Raw genomic sequence first — 17,190 nt, 5'->3', positions numbered from 1 at the left:
GTGACCGACAGTCCGTCGTACGCGGAATCAGAGGTGCAGGGTGGGGCGGTAGATGAGTTCTTGGGTGCGTCCGTCGAAGGTCCGGCTCTCGAGCAGTTCGAGGTCGAAGTCCGCCGCACCCTGGAAGATCGGCTCCACTCCGGTCTGACCGGCGAGCACCGGGAAGATCGTCACCTGAACCTGGTCGACCAGGCCGGCGGCCATCAGTGCACGGTTGAGCGACAGGCTGCCGTTCGAGCGCAGCGGTACGTCGGACTCCGCCTTGAGCCGCGCGATCGCCTCAACCGCGTCCCCACTCACCACCGTCGCGTCCGGCCAGTCGAGTGATCCCTCGAGCGTCGACGACACCACAGTCGCCGGCAGGCTCCGCATCCGCGCGTTCACCGGGTCGAGCTCCGGCATCTTGCTCAGGCCGACCATCTCCATCATCAGCCGAAACGTGCTCCCCCCGAACACCATCCGCTGCTGCTCGCCGTACAGGCTGGCCCGTCGCTCCAGGAACTCCGGCCCGTGCTTGCCCCAGTAGGGACCCCAGTCAGCATTGTCGTACGACGCGAATCCGTCGAGGCTGGAGTAGATGTCGAAGGTGTAGGTGGCGCTCACGATGCTCTCCAAACGCTCGGGGCGCCCCGCGCGGGCGGCCTCTTACCCCTGCGTCGAACACCTCACCCCGAATTCGACACCTGTCTACAAATCCAGCAAATACAGGCTGAACGTCGTCGGCGTCCCGTCCGGGTGAGTGTCTCGATTGGAAGGATAATCCCGGACGTACCTGAACCCGGCCTTCTGCGCGACCCGCACCGACCCCACGTTCTCCGGCTCCACCCGAATGGCCGCTCGCGTCCCGATCCCCTCGGCTCGAAGTACGTCGCAGATCAACCGAACCGCCTCGACCGCAACGCCTTGCCCGCGAGCCCACGGATGCACCGCGTACGCCAGTGCCACATCATCGGGTTCGATCCCATCATCAAGATCAGGCGTGTAATCGACGTACCCGCAAAGTCGCCCATCCATCCAGACCCCGAACCCGCGCTTGCCGACCCCCGCGGATGCGTTCGCAGCAAGCCCTTCGAAGAACTCGGCAGTCCCCTCGGCGTCGCCGTAGCCCCCCGTCAGCCAGCGAACGGTCAGTTCGTCTTCCCCCGCGCAATGCGCTTCCGCGTCCGCCGCCGTCAGCGGTCTGAGCTCGATCGTCACCCGGCCGACGGTACGACGCCCGCCGCGGACCGTCCATCCGTTTACGCGCGGTCCTGAGGGGCGAAGTAGTTGGTGAGCAGCTCGGCCTTACCGGCCTTGTTGGCAGAACTAACCGTCGCAGTTGAACCGCACCACATCCGCGGAGCCAAGAACCCGTCTCGGCGGAACACTGGTCATTCGGCATCGGCTACGACAGGTCGAGTTGCCTGGCGCCCGCGAACGGGTGCGGGAGCTGTAAGACGCGTGCGGCAGTCTGGATCCCTGCGGGCAGCGAACTGACATCGAGTGGATCTGCCGGCGCCGCGATCAGCGTGTACGGGCCGCTCTTGTCCAGCCAGTCGTACGCGAAGAGGCCACGTTCACTCAGCGAGAGCCAGTAGGAGAAGTTGCCGTCTCGTGACGGGTCAGCAGGGATGGCCCGAGTGACAGCCGGCAAGGCCGCGATCGCTGACGCCTCGTACTCAGCACTCTCACCTGCAGCGCGCACCGGGTCAGGGACGGGCCCATAGGGTCCCGCCGACACCGCTGCAACGTGACCGACGCTGTCGACCGCAAGAAAGTCCCACTCCAGACCCCACGAGTACCCACTGAGATCCTCAGCCATAAAGCCACTCTACGAGGCGCATCGGGTCCTATACCGTCGTCTGTGTGGAAACTTTTGGTCGCGGGCTGCCCAAAATCTTCCACAAAGCACGTGTTGACCGGCCGGTCGCTGGTGACGTGTGGCTGCGGCCGGGGGTAACAACTGAGTAGCACCTGTCTGTACGCACTGAGACCATGGCGCACATGACACAGAACGCGACATCGGCGGCGCCGGCGTGCGTCTTCTGCGCCATCGTGGCGCGACAGGCCGAGGCCAGTCTGGTGTACGAGGACGAGACCGTGATCGCCTTCATGTCCTTGCACCCAGTCACCCCCGGCCACCTCCTCGTCGTACCACGCAAACACGCAGTCGGCCTCGAAGACCTCGACACCGCCACGGGCGCTCACGTCTGGTCGGTCGGCCACGACATGTCGCGAGCCCTACGACGCTCCGACCTGCCCTGCGAGGGAATCAACATCTTCCTCTGCGACGGCGAAGTCGCCTTCCAAACGGTCTTCCACTTCCACCTCCACGTCATCCCGCGCTACCCAGACGACGGCTGGACCATCGTCCCCGACGAGGTAGAAGTCGAAAGATCCCTCCTCGACAACCACGCCCAAACCCTCAAGGCCGCCATCGCCCAGTCGGACTGACAGCCCGTGCAGCGGGCCTAGCTGCGCTCCACAGTCCGATCGCCAGCGGCCCGTCTTTGATCACCCGCACAGGCCGCTGGCGTGCGGTAGGGGAAGGAGCGCGCGATAACACGCACCGCTGAGAGTGGGCGGCTGCGTAGCACGCTGGGGGAGATAGATCCTCAAAAGAAAAACCCTCACCGGAAACCGGAGAGGGTGAAGGTGGTCAGGGGCGGTCTCGAACCGCCGACCTTCCGCTTTTCAGGCGGACGCTCTACCAGCTGAGCTACCTGACCGGGGAGAAAATTTGGCGGCGGTGATTTCTCACCGCCGCCTTCTCCTGGCGACCCAGACGGGACTCGAACCCGCGACCTCCGCCGTGACAGGGCGGCACGCTAACCAACTGCGCTACTGGGCCAGGTTTCTCGATGATCCTACAGCATCTTCGAGGTGGTCTGACATCGGCCTTTCGACCGTATCCCCAACGGGATTCGAACCCGCGTTACCGCCTTGAAAGGGCAGCGTCCTAGGCCACTAGACGATGGGGACTCGGACCCGCGGGAGCCGAAGCTCCAGGGACAGCCGTAACTATAGAGGACGGTTCGCCAGGTGCCAAAACGAGATACGTGCCTAGGCTGGGGGTGTGATCGAGATGACTCGGGCGGACTTCGAGGTGCTGGTTTCTGAGGCGCTGGACGAGGTGCCGGGGGAGCTGGCGGCGCTGATCGACAACGTGGCGATCTTCGTGGAGGACGAGCCGCCGGCCGGGGATCGGGAGCTGCTCGGGATCTATGAGGGGATCCCGTTGACCGAGCGGGGGCACTTCTATGGCGGGGTGCTGCCGGACCGGATCACGATCTACCGGAATCCGACGCTGCGGATGTGCGAGACCGTCGAGGACGTCGTGGATGAGGTGAACATCACGGTGGTGCACGAGATCGCGCACCACTTCGGCATCGACGACGCCCGCCTCCACGAGCTCGGCTACGGTTGACCCCCGCGTCGTCACCGCTTTGGGGAGGATTCACCGCCCGAATCGGGCCTGGATCCTCCCCGAACCGGTTTGGGGAGAGTGGCGGGAACCCGACCTTGGGCACCCATCAACCATTTCAGGACCCGAAGATGGTTGAGCCGTGCTCAAGGTCGGCGAAGCTCCCCAATCAGGGAAGCGCATGCCGAAACCGCCGTACGGCGGAAGAGGCCGTACGGCGGGTCGCACAGACGCTATGAGCGGCTGAAGAGGAGCTTCCAGGGCATCAGGGCCGACTCGAGCTGAACCTTGAGGCTCATCTTGGAGACACCCTCGGTGCGCTCCTCGAAGTGGATCGGCACCTCGGCGATGCGCAGGCCGCGCTTCACCGTGCGGTAGTTCATCTCGACCTGGAACGAGTAGCCGTTGCTCTCGATCGAGCTGACGTCGATCCAGCGCAGGGTGTCGGCCTTCCAGGCCTTGAAGCCGGCGGTGGCGTCCTTCACGTGCAGCCGCAGCAGGGCGTTCACGTAGAAGTTCGCCCAGGCCGAGAGGGCCCGGCGGTGCCAGCCCCACTCGGCGGCCGCGGAGCCGCCTTCGACGTACCGGGAGCCGATCACGAGGCCGGCGTCGGTGGTCCGCAGGGTCTCCACCATCAGGGGGATGACCGAGGCGGGGTGCGACAGGTCGGCGTCCATCTGGATGACGATGTCGGCGCCTTCGTCCAGCGCGCGGGTGATCCCGGCGATGTACGCGCGGCCGAGGCCGTCCTTGGTGGTGCGGTGCAGTACGCCGACCTTCTCCGGCGACTCCTTCGCCAGTTCGTCGGCGACGTCACCGGTACCGTCCGGGGAGTTGTCGTCGACGACCAGAAGCTCCAGCCCGGGCAGGTTCAGGTCGGACAGCAGCCCGGCCAGGACGGGCAGGTTCTCCCGCTCGTTGTAGGTCGGTACGACGATCACGATCTTGGATAGGTCACCCATGACATTCCTTCTTCGGGGATACCGGACGCTACCGCATCCAACGGTCGACCCCCCGAACGCGGTACGCCGAGTTGCCAACGGCAACCCAACGGCAACCCAAGAAGCAACCCCCAAGAGCAAGGTCCAAGAGAAAGATCAGAGTACGGCGAGCGCCTCCGCCGTCGAGGCGAAGATCTGGAACTGGCCGCCCAGCCCCGTTACCGAGAGTGGACGGTCGACCGGACGGCCGACGCCGACCAGGGCGAGCGTGATGTTGTGCCGCCCCGCGAGGGTGCGGGCCTCGACCAGGTTGCCGAGGCCGGCGGAGCTGAGGAAGGTGACGGCCGAGACGTCGATCAGCACCAGCCGGGCCGGTGGTGCGACGGCGGCCCGGATCGACTCGGAGGCGAAGTCGGTGGTGGCGATGTCGATCTCGCCGGAGAGGCGGACGAGGAGAACGCCTGGCTCCAGCTCCGTGGTCACCGCGTCGAACGTCGTTTTGATCATGTCGCCGTCCCGTGGCTCAGACTGGCTTGTCACGCCGGATTCTCCCCCGGGTAGTCCCGCACCGTCGGTCCGTCCTGACGGGATCAACTGCCCTGGGGCAACCGTATGCCCCGACGCCGGACCGTCACAACGGCTGCCCGCGGGATGACCTCGGAGCGTGACCTCGGCGCGGGCGGCCCTGACCGAAAGTCAAACGCTGCAACGACGTCGGTGGCGGGTGGTAAACAATGGACATGAGTGTTCTCGATGGCAAGGCAGCGCTCGTCACCGGCGGCCTGGTCCTATGACTGACCCAACGCTCACCGCCACGACCCTGCTCGCAGAGATCGACGCGGCCGCCGACCCCCAGGTGGCCGAGGTCCTCGAGCGCTACTTCCAGCTCCAGCCCGGCGGCTACGGGTACGGCGACCAGATGGCCGGCGTGAAGCTCTCCACGATCCGCGAGCTCCTCAAGCCGTACCGCAGAGCCGCCGTCTCGCTCAAGGACCTCGAGCAGGCACTGACCAGCCCGATCCACGAGCACCGCCTGGCCGTCCTCTGCCTGCTCGCCGACCGCGCCGCCAAGGAGAGCGAGCCGATCTACGAGCTCTACCTGCGCAGTACGGCGTACATCAACAACTGGGATCTCGTCGACTGCAGCGCCGCGGAGATCGTCGGCGGCTACCTGCTCGACAAGCCGCGCGACGTCCTGGAGACCCTCGTCCGCTCGGAGTTCCTCTGGGAGCGAAGGATCGCCTTGGTTGCGACCCACTGGTTCATCCGGCGCGGCGAGAGCGAGGACATCTACCATCTCGCTCCGGAGGTCTTCAACGATCGCGAGGACCTCATCCACAAGGCGGCCGGCTGGATGCTGCGCGAGGCCGGCAAGCGGGTCTCCGAGGACGAGCTCCGGGAATTCCTCGACGAGCACGCGTCGGCGATGCCGCGCACCATGCTGCGCTACGCGATCGAACGCTTGCCCGCCGACGTCCGCGCCCACTACCGCGCACAGCGCTAGCTGCGCACAACCCACAACCTTCAGCCTGCATCGAAAGGACTGCCGAGCCGGTACGGCGAACCTACGCTGACGACCATGAAGCTCATCCGTCTGGCCCTGCTGGCGCTGCTCGTCGCCGCAGGTCTGATCGCCGTACCGACGACGGCCATGGCCGCCCCGGCATTCCAGATGCCGATCCCGTGTGGCCTGCGCTGGACCACCGCCAGCCACAGCGGCCACGCCAGCCAGTGGATGATCGACATGGTGGACATGGGTGGCAACACTCGCGGTACGCCGGTCCTCGCGTCGGCCGGCGGTACGGTCAGCGCCTCGCTGAACTCGGCGACCGGCGGCCAGATGGTCGTCATCGACCACGGCGGCGGCTGGCAGACCCGCTACCTGCACATGGATCGCCGTGATGTTGCCGTCGGCAACACTGTCGACCAGGGCACGCAGCTCGGCGTCGTCGGCAGCACTGGTGACAGCACCGGGCCGCACCTGCACTTCGAGCAGAAGCTCAACAACGTTGTCCAGCAGGCGTCGTTCGACGGTCACCTCGTCCCGCTGACCTGGTCGTACGGCGAGCACTACGAGACCAGCGCGAACTGCGGTGCCGGCGACGGCAAGTTCTGGGTCGACACCTTCGCCGACGCCCCTGGATACGCGAGCCCGGGCGCGGGCGCCAGCACCGGCACCCTGAAGAAGGGCACGAGCTACGTCTACTGCCGGACCTGGGGTCCTGAGGTCCGCGTCGGCTCGGCGTTCAACCACTGGTGGCTGAAGACCGACCTCGACATCGGCCCGGCCAACCAGTACGTCTCGGCCTACTACCTGTCCCGCTGGGGCAACGACGAGGCCAAGGACAACGCCGGCCGCGATATCAAGGACTGCACGTAGAAGCCGATGGCGGCGAGCACCAGGTACGCCGGGACCAGTAGCAGCACGTCCTGGTTGACCACGCTCGCCGACCAGCCCGCGTCGCGGGAAGCGCCGTCGACGGTCAACCGGTTCACGGTGAGGAAGGTCAGATGTGTTGCGATGCTGGCCCACAGTGAACCGGTGGCCGCGCGGGCGACGACGAGCGTGAACCCGAAGATCGTCAACAGGAACAGGTACGACGCCGGGTCCTGACCCGGTGGCACCAGACTCAACTCCTGGGTTTCCTGCTCGAAGATGTTGCCCAGCACCAACTGCACAGCCGAAGCGATCCCCGGCACCAGCAGGAACAACGCCGTGGTCCCCACCGCAGCAAGGAACCCGCGATACCGCGACCGCAACGCGTTCCAGGTGTGACCGCGCAGACTGAGTTCCTCAGGAAGGGCCTCGAGTAGCAACGCGATGACCGTGTTCGTCAGCAGGAACAACAACACGCGATGCGGCTCGATCCGCCCCCACGTGATCCATCCCGCGAGCGTGCCCGCGCCGAACACCACAACCGCACTGCCGCCGGTCACCAGCAGACCGGTGAGCAGCCCACGCGCAGCGTCCCGGAGCCCCAACTCCTGTCGGCGCCGGAACGGTCTGATCAGCAGTACGGCGACCACCGCACACACTAACGCGGGCACGAAGCGGTTGTGCACCGCCTCCGACACCGTGATCGAGCACCCCAGTGCGAAGCCCATCGCCAAGGCCCCGGAAGCCGCCCGCCACCACGTCGTCATCATCCGGGAAGCTTATAAGACGATCGTGTCAAAAAGATCGGCGTTATGTCGACTTGTCGAGGTCAGGGGTGGACCTCGCTGGAGGGCGGTGGGGAGACCAAGGCGCAGTGCAGGTGTCGCTCGACAGTCACGGTACGACGCCGAGTCCCGTCTCCGAGCGTGGTCCAGGCGATGACCGACCCGGCCACCGCGAGCACGGCCGAGATGATCAACGCCCGGTCAAATCCATTGCTAAAGGCAACGGGATCCCGATATGACTCGCCGGTGATCCCCGCCGCCATCGGAATCGCGGCGACCGCCATCAACTGCGCCGACCGCGCCACCGCGTTGTTCACCCCGGATGCGATCCCAGCATGATGATCCTCGACCGACGACAACACAGTCGCCGTCAGCGGCGCCACCGTCGCAACCAACCCCAGCCCCAGTACGACGACCGCCGGCAGCACCGTCGTCACGTACGACGACCCTGGTGAGATCCGCAGCATGAGCAGGAACCCGCCGGCCATCAGCAACGGCCCGACGGTCATCGGGATCCGCGCGCCGATCTTCTCCGCGAGACCACCCGCATATCCGGACAGGGTGAACATCAAGGCGGTCATCGGAAGTAAGGCCGCCCCGGCCCACACAGCGGCGTACCCGAGGGCTGTTTGGAAGTAGACGACGACCAGGAAGGTCGCCGTACCGAGAGCGCCGTAGACAACCACCGTGACCAGGTTCGCGCCGGTGAAGCGGCGGTTGGCGAAGATCCCCGGCGGCAGCATCGGATGCGAGCTGCGTCGCTCGACGAAGACGAAGACCCCGAACGCGAGCAGGCCGATCACGAGACTGGCTAGCACTGAAGCGTTGCCAAAGCCATCGGAACCGGCGCGGATCAACCCGAAGGTGAAGCCGGCCAGACCGACGGTGGCCAGGGCTGCGCCACTGAGGTCGAGTTTGCCGGCCATCTCCTCGTCCCGGGGTTCCGGCACATGCCGCAAAGTGACCAGGATGGTGACGAGGGCGATCGGCGCGTTGATCAGGAAGATCAGCCGCCAGGATCCGCTGTCCACCAGCGTGCCGCCAACGAACGGCCCGACCGCCGCCGCGACCGAGGTGAGCCCCGACCAGGTGCCGACCGCCTTGCCGCGATCGCCCGGGGCGAACGTGGTCTGGAGGATCGCCAGACTGCCTGGCGTGAGCAACGCGCCGCCGATGCCCTGCAGCACTCGCCCGGCGACCATCACCTCAAGGGTGGGGGCGAAGGTGCAGATCATCGACGCGATCGCGAACCAGCCGACACCGATCACATACATCCGGCGCCGACCGAGCCGGTCGCCGAGCGAACCACTGAGCAGGATCAACGACGCCAGCATCAGCATGTAGCCGTTGACGATCCATTGCAGTCCGGCCATCCCCGCGCCGAGGTCCTCGCCCATCGCAGGCAGGGCGACGTTCACCACCGTGCCGTCGAGGAACGCCATCCCCGACCCCAGCGCCGTGGCCGCCAGCACCCACCGCGCCCGCGCAGTCCCCAGCGCGATCCGTTCCTCCGCCATGAACCAACGGTAAGGGGCCCCTCGGACAAAACTGCATCAGGGCAGGTCGAGCTGGACCACAATCAGTGCCTGGGCGGCTGGGATCGACGGCCGGATGGTCAGATGAGGCGGATCGCCCACTGCACAACGGGTCTCAGGAAGCAGCGGACAGACCGCGTTCAACAGCCCGTCGGTCACCGATACCGTGGTCGGCAGCGTGCCCTCGGAGGGTGCGATCAACGGCCGCAAGGCGGCGGCCGCGCGCTGGGGCCGTTGCGGGGTACGGCGAACCGTCGTCCCCGTCAGTCGATAGGTCAACCGAAGCTTCGTCGCCGCGACCGTCAACGGCACATCCCGGGTGGTCTCGACGGTGGAAGAATCCAGCGACACAACGGATTCATCGGCCAGCAACTGCAGATCGGACGCCCGCGGCGCCGTCCTTGTCATCAACCCCGGCAGCGTCTCGCCGGAGGTGGGGACCTGTAACTGCAGGTCGTCGGCCGCAGTTGACAGCACCACGTCCTCGACGATGTCGAACGACCCATCGGCCCGCGGTACGGCGGTCATCCGGATCCCCGGCTCGGTCACCCCCGGCCCCGGCGTGACCGAATCGGTCGGCCCCGGCGGCGGAATGGCGACCGTGTCATCGGCGCCTGGACTCGGCCCGACGGGCCCGGATCCACCGAAACATCCACCGACCGCCAGGACCAGCGCAGTCGTCAGTAGCACTCGTCCGCGATGCAGCACCGAACTCATCGCCCCCAAAGCTGAGTCGCGCAAAGAAAGGGATCCGGTTGGGCGCGCAGCCTCTGGCGGCCGGATCCGTTTGCGCTTACGATACGCCGGAATTCACTGAATTCGGGAAATGTGAGGCGTTTTCCGAGCCAGTACCCAGGGGGCAAAATGAATAAACGCAGCGTGTCCGAACGTTTTCGATCAGTAAATTCGAGAATGCGAGGTCCGGTAATTCCGGTGCTGCTCGTGGCGGCAGTGATCTCGGCGCCGCTGGCGCCCGCGGAGGCGGCCGCCGGTGGCAACGTCTTCATCGTGCAGGGCCTGGCGGGGAAGAACCTCGACATCAGCGTCGACGGCCACGAGGTGGGGGCGAAGGTCGCCGGCGCCAAGCTGATCGGGCCCTTTGGAGTCTCGGCCGGTCAGCGCACGATCACCGCAAAACAAGACGGAAAGGTCGTCATCGAGCGCAAGGTGACGGTCGCGTCCGGTGGCAGTCTGGACGTGGTGATCCACGAGCCGGCCTCGCCAGGCGGTGCTCCGGTGATCACCTCCTACAACAACAAACTGACCGCGGTCCCGGCCGACAAGGCCGCCGTCCGGGTCGCGCACACCGCTGCGGTCGGCCCGGCCGATATCAAGGTCAACGGTAAGGTCCTGTTCGCAAATGTCGCCAACGGAGAATCCCTCGACGTAGTCGTCCCGGCGGCCACTTACAGTGTCGAGATCGTTCCGGCGGGTGCGAAGTCACCTGTTGTTCTCGGTCCGTTGGCATTGCCGCTCAAGGCCGGATATCTGACCCGGGTTTTCGCGGTCGGTGCACCGAGCCAGAAGACGATGACGGTCGCGGTCGGCACGATCAAACTCCGGCCGGCCGGTTCGCCCAAGCCCAAGGTGGTCAACACCGGAGCCGGGCCTGACCACACCCCGGCGCTGGCAGGGATCGCACTGCTGCTTCTCCTGGCCACAGTGATCACTGCACGACGGGTGGTACGCCGCTGAGGAGGCTGCTGCTCGGACTGCTCCTGATGTGCTGCGTGGGCCTGGAGGGGTGCGCTGCGCAGCTGGACGGAGCTGTGTCGGGCACCGGGGTGGACGGCGGCACTTCGACGCCGGCGCCGTCGTCCACCCCACTGGACCCGCTCATCACGCCGTCGACCGACGTCCCATCAGGCAGAGTCGGTACGCCGGCGCCGAGCCAACGCATCCGGTTCGTGCCGACCGAGGTGGTGCTGCCCGGCGGCGCGCAGGCGCCCGTCGTACCGGCTGGGACGGTTGGCGATCAACTGCAGGTGCCATCCGGCGCGCAACGCGTCGGGTGGTGGGACGGCGGTGCCGAGGCTGGTGATCCGTTCGGATCGGTTGTGCTTGCCGGTCACGTCGACACCAAGACCGAAGGGCTCGGCTTCTTCGCGCGCCTGCGCAAGGCCGAGCCCGGCGAGTACGTCGTACTGCGGGGTGGCGGCCGGACGGCGACGTACCGGATCGACTCCAAGGTCTCCGTACCGAAGGATGCGCTCGCGACGAAGAGTGGGGCCTTCGATCAGACGGGTGCACACCGGCTGGTCCTGATCACCTGCACCGGCGCCTATGACCGCAACAACGGCGGCTACGAAGACAACCTCGTCGTCACTGCGACGGCGATCGGCCTGGCGAAGTAATCACCTGCCTGCGCGAAGGGATCGAACGGCTGGCGTGGATCCGGCGGTAGGCTCGGCGGTCATGGCGAGGTATTTCGATGTACATCCGGAGAATCCGCAGAAGCGCGCGGTCGGCCAGGTCGTCGACCTGGTCCGCGACGGTGGGCTGATCGCCTACCCGACCGACTCGTGTTTCGCCCTCGGCTGCGCGCTCGGGAACCGGGACGGGATCGACCGGATCAGGTCCATCCGGCAGCTGGACGACAAGCACCACTTCACGTTGATGTGCCAGGACTTCGCCCAGCTCGGGCAGTTCGTGCACATCAGCAACGCCGTCTTCCGCTCGATCAAGGCGGCCACGCCGGGCAGCTACACGTTCATCCTGCCGGCCACCAAAGAGGTCCCGAAGCGGCTGCTGCACCCGAAGAAGCGGACGGTCGGAGTCCGGATCCCCGACCACGTGGTCACCCAGGCGCTGCTCGAGGAGCTCGGCGAGCCGATGCTGTCGAGCACGCTGCTGCTGCCCGGTGACGAGGAGCCGATGACCCAGGGCTGGGAGATCAAGGAGGAGCTCGACAACCAGGTCGACGCCGTGATCGACGGTGAGACCGGGATCGAGCCGACCACCGTGATCGACTTCTCCGAGGATGTCCCCGAGGTGGTCCGGGTCGGCGCCGGGGACCCGTCGCCTTTTGAATAGGGGCTTGCGCTGGGGGTAATTGATGCCGGATTGTGGCGGAGGACCGTAACTTAGTTTCTTCGCCCGCCCCCGGAGGATCTCCCATGCGACGTCTCCTGGTCGTACTCCTTGCCCTGGCCCTCGCCCTCATTCCGACCACCGCCAGTGCCTACGCCAACGCCTTCTTCCCGACGCAAAGCAGCGGCAACCGCGGCGCCGACGTACTGGCGATCCAGTACCTGCTGCAGTACAACGGTCAGACCGCTCCGGCCGACGGGGTCTTCGGCGCCTCGACCGTCGACGCAGCCAAGGCCTTCCAAGCGGCGAAGGCGCTCGGCGTCGACGGGATCGTCGGCCCGCAGACCTGGGCCGCACTCGCGCCGACCATCCGGTCCGGCGACAACAACGCCGCCGTCAAGGCGCTCCAGGTCGAGCTGAACGCCAAGCGCCGCCTCAGCCTCCCCGTCGACGGCGTCTTCAGTACGGCGGTCCGCGACGCGGTGGCCGCCTTCCAGACGCACGCCGGGATCGGGTCGGACGGCATCGTCGGTCCGATCACCTGGCGCAATCTCGCCTGGCACTACGACTACCCCGACTTCACCGCGAACCTCTGCGACCAGGACCCCGACGGCAACGGTACGGCGGCCAACTGGGCCACCTCAGCCGCAGTCGCCCAGATGGAAGAGGCGGCGCGGTCGTTCGCCGGCACCGGCCAGGGCAAGGTCCCGTACGGCGATGCCGGGTTCGAGCACGGCGGCGACATCCCCGGTCACGGCAGTCACGATGTCGGCCTGGACATCGACATCTGGCCGATCCGCACCGACAACGCCCAGTGCACCGCCGGCCGCATCACCTGGCAGTCAGCCACCTACGACCGCGCCGCCACCCGCCAACTGATCCAGGCGATCCACGCCGCCGCCCCCGGCCACGTCCGGATCATCTTCTTCAACGACCCCACCCTGATCAACGAAGGCCTCACCACCGAGTGGCCTGCTCACGACAACCACCTCCACGTCCGCGTCTGCGAGAAGGTCCACCCCAGCTCCCTCTACACCTGCTGACCGACCGAGCGCGCTAACGTCCGAACGATCGGAGCGCGTGGTCGGCGTGTCTTCGGACGCTAGCTGGGTAACGCTCCCCGAGGCCAGCCGGTACGACGCCTCCGCGCGATCCCGGTATGACCTTGAGCACGGATCAGTCAGTTGTCCGGGCGGAAAGTGGCTGGTGGGTGCACAAGGTGGCGGTCGCCGGTGACGTTGGCGAGGTAGAAAGGGGGTGTGACCGAGACTCTGGATTTGACGCCTGATGAGTTGTTGACGACTACCCGGACTGTGCGGAAGCGGCTGGATCTCGAGAAGCCCGTACCGATCGAGCTGGTCCGGGAGTGTATTGAGGTTGCGGTGCAGGCGCCGTCGGGGAGTAACCGGCAGACGTGGCACTGGATGGTCGTCACGGATGCCGAGAAGCGGGCAGCGATCGGGGAGTACTACCGGCTGGCGGTTGAGCAGTACCTGGCCGGACCGGGTGCTGCCGGCAAGCTGCATGCGGACGACCCGGACCGCGCTCCCGTGCAGCAGCGGGTTGGGGACAGCGTTGCCTATCTGGGTGAGCGGATGGGGCAGGTCCCCGTGCTGGTCATCCCGTGTCTCACGGTGAGCAACCTGCCGGCCGGGAACCAGTCCGGCACGTGGGGATCGATCCTTCCGGCCGCTTGGAGCTACTGCTTGGCGGCGCGAGCGAGAGGGCTCGGTACGGCGTGGACGACGCTGCACATGGTCTACGAGAAGGAGATCCAGGAGTTGCTCGGACTGCCGGAGGAGATCCGGCAGTCCGTCTTGCTTCCGACCGCGTACTACACGGGTGACACTTTCAAGCCTGCCCCGAGGCAGTCACTCGACGACGTCATCCACATCGACACTTTCTGACCGGGGTGGTGGGGCGGGGAAGGAATTAGCTCAGCACCTCAAGCTCAGCAAGCTGCATGCGGTAACCGCCCTCGCCGTCCGGCCGCAGCTCGGTCCCGCGCACCTGCACGTACCGGGCTGTGGTCGTCGGGAAGGTGTGCGTGACCGCTGCAGACCCAGGCTGCGGTACGTCGGTCCCGCGCGCCACCTCAACGAAGTTGACCCCATCCAACGAGGTCTCGACGACGTAATCGACCGGGAAACCGCCACCCGTGCTGGAGCCGTCGGACCGTGCGTACAGATCGACCTTCCCAATCCGCGAGGGTCCGCCCAGATCGACCCGGACCCACTGTGGCGAGTTGGCGGGTACGGACTCACTCGTCCAGCCCATCGAGTTCCAGAGCCGCGACTGCCGGGCGCCGTCGGTGAGGTTCGCCCGCAACCAACCCTCATTCACAAACTCCGAGGAGGTCGACGAGCTGACCGGCCGTCCGGCCGCGAGGTTGCCGCCGGCCACCTCGACCTCGGCCAGCTGCATCCGGTAGGCCCCGAACGGATCCTGTGCCAACTTCTTCCCGACCACCTGCACGTACCGCACGTTCTGCGTGGCGAAGTCCACCGACTGCACTCCGGTCGGCCGCGGCTGGTTGACCCGCGAAGCGACGGTCGTCCACGAAGCACCATCAGCAGACACCTGTACGTCGTAGTCGACTGGGAACCCAACACCCACGTTGGTCCCGTCCGCCCGCGGATACAGATCCACCCGACCCAACGCCCGCGCTGCACCCAGATCGACCTTGAACGTCTGCTGATCGGTCGCGCTCGTGGCCGCTCCCGACGTCCAGCCCATCGAGCTCCCAACGACTGATGCTGTCGACGTACGGCGTCCATCGACCGCCGCGATCGCGCGCCAGCCATCACTGTCGTACGACGAGGAGACGGTCGGCGTACCACCTTCAGCCGGGTTCACATCCGGGTTGAGCCGGACGTTGTCGAAGGCCACGTTCACCCCGCCACTCGCCAGGCCGACTCCACCAGCAGTGAACGACGAGTCGGTCACGGAGACCACTGGATCCTTGCCGGTTCCGGCGTACACGGTGATCTTGTTGCCGCGCGCAACCACACGCAGCCGGTTGAACTGACCAGGTGCGTACCCGACGGCTTGTCCCTGGCCGAGTGTCGCGCCGGCCTTGAAGACGAAGACCTCGCCGTTGTTGCGCTGGGCCACGAGATAGCCGCTCTCGAAGTCGGTCGGGTTCAGGTTGCGCACCACCAGACCGGCCCAGTTCGTGTTGCCACCATTGGAATTCACGCCGCGGATCTGCAGGTCCACGCTCGCCGCCACATCGGCGTACGCGCGTCCTTCCAGACCGGCGACGTAGCTCCACTTGTCGGTCGCGGTCTGGGTCAGTGCGTCACCCGAGACCGACCAGGTGCCGGCGTTGGACTGCCACGATTGCGAGCCCAGGCTGAAGTCGTCGGCGTACGGGTAGACCTGGTCCGGCCCACCGGACGCGAGAGCATCCAGAACCTGCCGGTGTACGGCGTCGGCCGCGGCACCCGACTTGTCGATCGTGTACGAGTTCATCAGCAGCGAGTTCGCCAACGCGCGAGCGAGCACCGGCTTGGTCGCGGCCAGTTGGGTGAACAGCTCGTAGTCCTCGAGCCCGTCGGTCTGCGCCTCACTGCGAATGCTGTCGTACAGGTCGTACGCCGGCCGGTTCGGCCGGACGATGAAGTTGTCGCCGTTCTGAACTCCGTCGAAGGTGTCGAACCGCTTGTTCAGCTCGCCGAACCAGTAGTTCCAGCCCCAGTGCAGGTAGCCGACCGCGTTCGCCTTCCAGGCCAGCAACGGCGTCAGCCGGGTCTTGGCCAGGTGCGACATCAGGAAGCGGTTGAGGTACGGGCCCTGCGGACCGATGCAGTTGTAGATCCACAGCTCGTTCCCGGCCAGCCGGTTCGTCTGGAAGTGGCCGACGTTGTTCTCGTACAGATTGAGGATCGGAGTGTTCGCCGTGGTTCCCGTGCCCGGGTTCAGGATGGCGAGCTCGGCCTCGTTCAGCTTCGGGTTCGGGAAGTACTTGCGGTAGATCCCGTACATCCAGTTGGCCGCGGTGACGTCCTCGGCGCGGGTCGTCTCGTCGTTCGCGCTCATGTAGAAGAGGTCGGTCAGGCCCTTGGCGTCCAGGTGCTGCTTGAGGGCGGCGAACGCCTTGTTCAGGTACGTCGTCGCCTCCGTGGATCCCGAGGTCAGGGGGACCATCTGGGTGGAACCGTCGGCGGCTCGCTTGAGCGTCTCCACCCGGTTCGGCAGGCCGTTGCCAGGGTCACTGGTCATCAGCAGGTGCGGCGTGTGGATCCACTGCAGCGCACCGGCGTCCTGGTAGATCTTGATGAACCGGTCGAAGGTCTCCCAGCCGAAGGTGTAGTTGCCCGCAGCATCGATCGTGGTGTTCGGGATCAGCAGCGCCTGGAAGTCCGCGAAGACCACGTTGTTGCGGTGCTTGGCGTGATCGCGAGCCATCGACTCGATCACTCGCCACCAGTTCGGGCTGTACATCTCGGCGTTGTCGTACTGGAGCGGGATCGCCTGGATCGTGCCGGTGTAGTCCCAGCCGGCCGAGGTCGTCCAGTTGTTCATCTTGAACGTCGATTGGTTGGTCGGCGGCAGCGTGGCCGGAGCCACGGTCACCCGGACCGGGATCACGACGTTCCCGGCGCTGCTCTGGACGGTCGCCGTACCGGTGTAGAGGCCGGGCGTCGCGCCGGTCGGCACGCGCACGCTGTAGTGATACGGCTGGGTGACGTTGGCGGCCAGAGTCCGTGAGGTGTTCTCGACGAGAGCGTCGTAATACGCCGTACCGGTGCCTTCCCGCTCGGCGTCACCGGCTTGGACGACGTTCGGGTGCAGGTACTCACGCCGTACGGTGACGTCCGAGAGTGTCGCGCCGCCGGGGCCGATGAGGTTGCTCGCGGCAACGGAGACGTTGTCGGTCGAGGCGGTCGGCCGGATCGCGATCTGGGCGGCCTCCACCTCGTTGCGAGCGGCGTACAGATCGATCGAGGTCGGCGCGTTGACCGGGCGGGTGGCATAGGGGAAGAGCCGGTCGGACGAGTTGTGGGTCCAGGCCGGTGGTGGTGCGGCGTGAGCCGGTAGCGGCAACAGCGCAGTCAGTACGACGGTGGAGAGGGCGACAGCGAGCTTGCGCATTCATGTCCTCCGGGCGGCGAGG

The 17,190-nt window shown here is 66.4% G+C and carries 18 protein-coding genes and 3 tRNA genes; 9 read left to right on the top strand and 12 right to left on the bottom strand.

From position 1 onward, the window contains the following. Window positions 1-27 precede the first annotated feature (27 nt). The 3 genes from ACFVWG_RS08490 to ACFVWG_RS08480 form a co-directional block, all read right to left on the bottom strand. Window positions 28-603 carry a dihydrofolate reductase family protein gene (locus ACFVWG_RS08490; RefSeq protein WP_391542522.1) on the bottom strand — a complete coding sequence of 192 codons (576 nt, stop codon included), beginning with the start codon at window positions 601-603 and terminating at the stop codon, window positions 28-30. Between the two features lie 84 nt (window positions 604-687). Beyond that, a complete protein-coding gene (locus ACFVWG_RS08485; RefSeq protein WP_391542521.1) occupies window positions 688-1,197 on the bottom strand; it encodes a GNAT family N-acetyltransferase in 510 nt (169 codons plus the stop codon). Between the two features lie 187 nt (window positions 1,198-1,384). Beyond that, window positions 1,385-1,801 carry a hypothetical protein gene (locus tag ACFVWG_RS08480; protein ID WP_391542520.1) on the bottom strand — a complete coding sequence of 139 codons (417 nt, stop codon included), beginning with the start codon at window positions 1,799-1,801 and terminating at the stop codon, window positions 1,385-1,387. 182 nt (window positions 1,802-1,983) lie between these two features. Between ACFVWG_RS08480 and ACFVWG_RS08475 the strand changes: the two genes are divergently transcribed. Further along, the gene (locus ACFVWG_RS08475; RefSeq protein WP_391542519.1) at window positions 1,984-2,433 is read left to right on the top strand and encodes an HIT family protein; all 450 of its coding nucleotides are present in this window, start codon (window positions 1,984-1,986) and stop codon (window positions 2,431-2,433) included. A 202-nt stretch (window positions 2,434-2,635) separates the two neighbouring features. Here the strand turns inward: ACFVWG_RS08475 and ACFVWG_RS08470 are convergent. From ACFVWG_RS08470 to ACFVWG_RS08460, 3 genes are all read right to left on the bottom strand, one after another. Next, window positions 2,636-2,708: transfer RNA gene (locus tag ACFVWG_RS08470), tRNA-Phe, on the bottom strand. A gap of 45 nt (window positions 2,709-2,753) precedes the next feature. Further along, a tRNA-Asp gene (locus ACFVWG_RS08465) sits at window positions 2,754-2,830 on the bottom strand. Window positions 2,831-2,888: 58 nt separating this feature from the next. Then, a tRNA-Glu gene (locus tag ACFVWG_RS08460) sits at window positions 2,889-2,961 on the bottom strand. A 94-nt stretch (window positions 2,962-3,055) separates the two neighbouring features. Here ACFVWG_RS08460 and ACFVWG_RS08455 point away from each other — a divergent pair. Continuing rightward, window positions 3,056-3,406, top strand: a complete 351-nt coding sequence (locus ACFVWG_RS08455) for a metallopeptidase family protein (protein WP_391542518.1) — start codon at window positions 3,056-3,058, stop codon at window positions 3,404-3,406. Window positions 3,407-3,636: 230 nt separating this feature from the next. Here ACFVWG_RS08455 and ACFVWG_RS08450 read toward each other — a convergent pair whose 3' ends face one another. Next, the gene (locus tag ACFVWG_RS08450) at window positions 3,637-4,365 is read right to left on the bottom strand and encodes a polyprenol monophosphomannose synthase (protein ID WP_391542517.1); all 729 of its coding nucleotides are present in this window, start codon (window positions 4,363-4,365) and stop codon (window positions 3,637-3,639) included. A 135-nt stretch (window positions 4,366-4,500) separates the two neighbouring features. Further along, entirely contained in the window at window positions 4,501-4,851 is a 351-nt protein-coding gene (locus tag ACFVWG_RS08445; protein WP_391542516.1) for an STAS domain-containing protein, read from the bottom strand. Window positions 4,852-5,134: 283 nt separating this feature from the next. Between ACFVWG_RS08445 and ACFVWG_RS08440 the strand changes: the two genes are divergently transcribed. Together ACFVWG_RS08440 and ACFVWG_RS08435 are read left to right on the top strand one after the other, a co-directional pair. Further along, window positions 5,135-5,848, top strand: a complete 714-nt coding sequence (locus ACFVWG_RS08440) for a DNA alkylation repair protein (protein WP_391542515.1) — start codon at window positions 5,135-5,137, stop codon at window positions 5,846-5,848. Window positions 5,849-5,923: 75 nt separating this feature from the next. Then, window positions 5,924-6,724 carry a M23 family metallopeptidase gene (locus ACFVWG_RS08435; protein ID WP_391542514.1) on the top strand — a complete coding sequence of 267 codons (801 nt, stop codon included), beginning with the start codon at window positions 5,924-5,926 and terminating at the stop codon, window positions 6,722-6,724. On the opposite strand, the gene ACFVWG_RS08430 is transcribed toward ACFVWG_RS08435, so the two are convergent. Genes ACFVWG_RS08430 through ACFVWG_RS08420 form a run of 3 tightly spaced genes read right to left on the bottom strand, consistent with a single transcriptional unit; the run spans window position 6,655 to window position 9,758 of the window. Continuing rightward, window positions 6,655-7,491, bottom strand: a complete 837-nt coding sequence (locus tag ACFVWG_RS08430; RefSeq protein WP_391542513.1) for a type II CAAX prenyl endopeptidase Rce1 family protein — start codon at window positions 7,489-7,491, stop codon at window positions 6,655-6,657. The genes ACFVWG_RS08435 and ACFVWG_RS08430 overlap by 70 nt on opposite strands. 59 nt (window positions 7,492-7,550) lie before the next feature. Then, window positions 7,551-9,023 (bottom strand): MFS transporter, encoded by a 1,473-nt coding sequence (locus tag ACFVWG_RS08425; RefSeq protein ID WP_391542512.1) that lies wholly within the window; start codon window positions 9,021-9,023, stop codon window positions 7,551-7,553. A 36-nt stretch (window positions 9,024-9,059) separates the two neighbouring features. Then, on the bottom strand, window positions 9,060-9,758 hold the full coding sequence (locus ACFVWG_RS08420; protein ID WP_391542510.1) for a hypothetical protein: 699 nt from the start codon (window positions 9,756-9,758) through the stop codon (window positions 9,060-9,062). Window positions 9,759-9,953: 195 nt separating this feature from the next. On the opposite strand from ACFVWG_RS08420, the gene ACFVWG_RS08415 reads away from it, so the two are divergent. The 5 genes from ACFVWG_RS08415 to ACFVWG_RS08395 all read left to right on the top strand — a co-directional run bounded on the left by ACFVWG_RS08415 (window position 9,954) and on the right by ACFVWG_RS08395 (window position 13,978). Further along, window positions 9,954-10,736 (top strand): DUF4397 domain-containing protein, encoded by a 783-nt coding sequence (locus tag ACFVWG_RS08415; protein WP_391542508.1) that lies wholly within the window; start codon window positions 9,954-9,956, stop codon window positions 10,734-10,736. A gap of 74 nt (window positions 10,737-10,810) precedes the next feature. After that, entirely contained in the window at window positions 10,811-11,395 is a 585-nt protein-coding gene (locus ACFVWG_RS08410) for a class F sortase (RefSeq protein ID WP_391542507.1), read from the top strand. A gap of 61 nt (window positions 11,396-11,456) precedes the next feature. Continuing rightward, window positions 11,457-12,074: an L-threonylcarbamoyladenylate synthase gene (locus ACFVWG_RS08405; protein ID WP_391542505.1), complete on the top strand. Its 618-nt coding sequence runs from the start codon at window positions 11,457-11,459 to the stop codon at window positions 12,072-12,074. Window positions 12,075-12,157: 83 nt separating this feature from the next. Next, window positions 12,158-13,114 carry a penicillin-insensitive murein endopeptidase gene (locus ACFVWG_RS08400; RefSeq protein ID WP_391542504.1) on the top strand — a complete coding sequence of 319 codons (957 nt, stop codon included), beginning with the start codon at window positions 12,158-12,160 and terminating at the stop codon, window positions 13,112-13,114. 216 nt (window positions 13,115-13,330) lie between these two features. Continuing rightward, window positions 13,331-13,978, top strand: a complete 648-nt coding sequence (locus tag ACFVWG_RS08395; RefSeq protein WP_391542502.1) for a nitroreductase family protein — start codon at window positions 13,331-13,333, stop codon at window positions 13,976-13,978. 25 nt (window positions 13,979-14,003) lie between these two features. Here ACFVWG_RS08395 and ACFVWG_RS08390 read toward each other — a convergent pair whose 3' ends face one another. Then, window positions 14,004-17,168 (bottom strand): glycoside hydrolase domain-containing protein, encoded by a 3,165-nt coding sequence (locus ACFVWG_RS08390; RefSeq protein WP_391542501.1) that lies wholly within the window; start codon window positions 17,166-17,168, stop codon window positions 14,004-14,006. Window positions 17,169-17,190: the final 22 nt, after the last annotated feature.

The organism is Kribbella sp. NPDC058245, from assembly GCF_042882005.1.
Taxonomy (GTDB): Bacteria; Actinomycetota; Actinomycetes; order Propionibacteriales; family Kribbellaceae; genus Kribbella.
The sequence above is the reverse complement of the archived record's forward strand: the minus strand, read 5'-3'. Positions and strand labels throughout refer to the sequence as shown.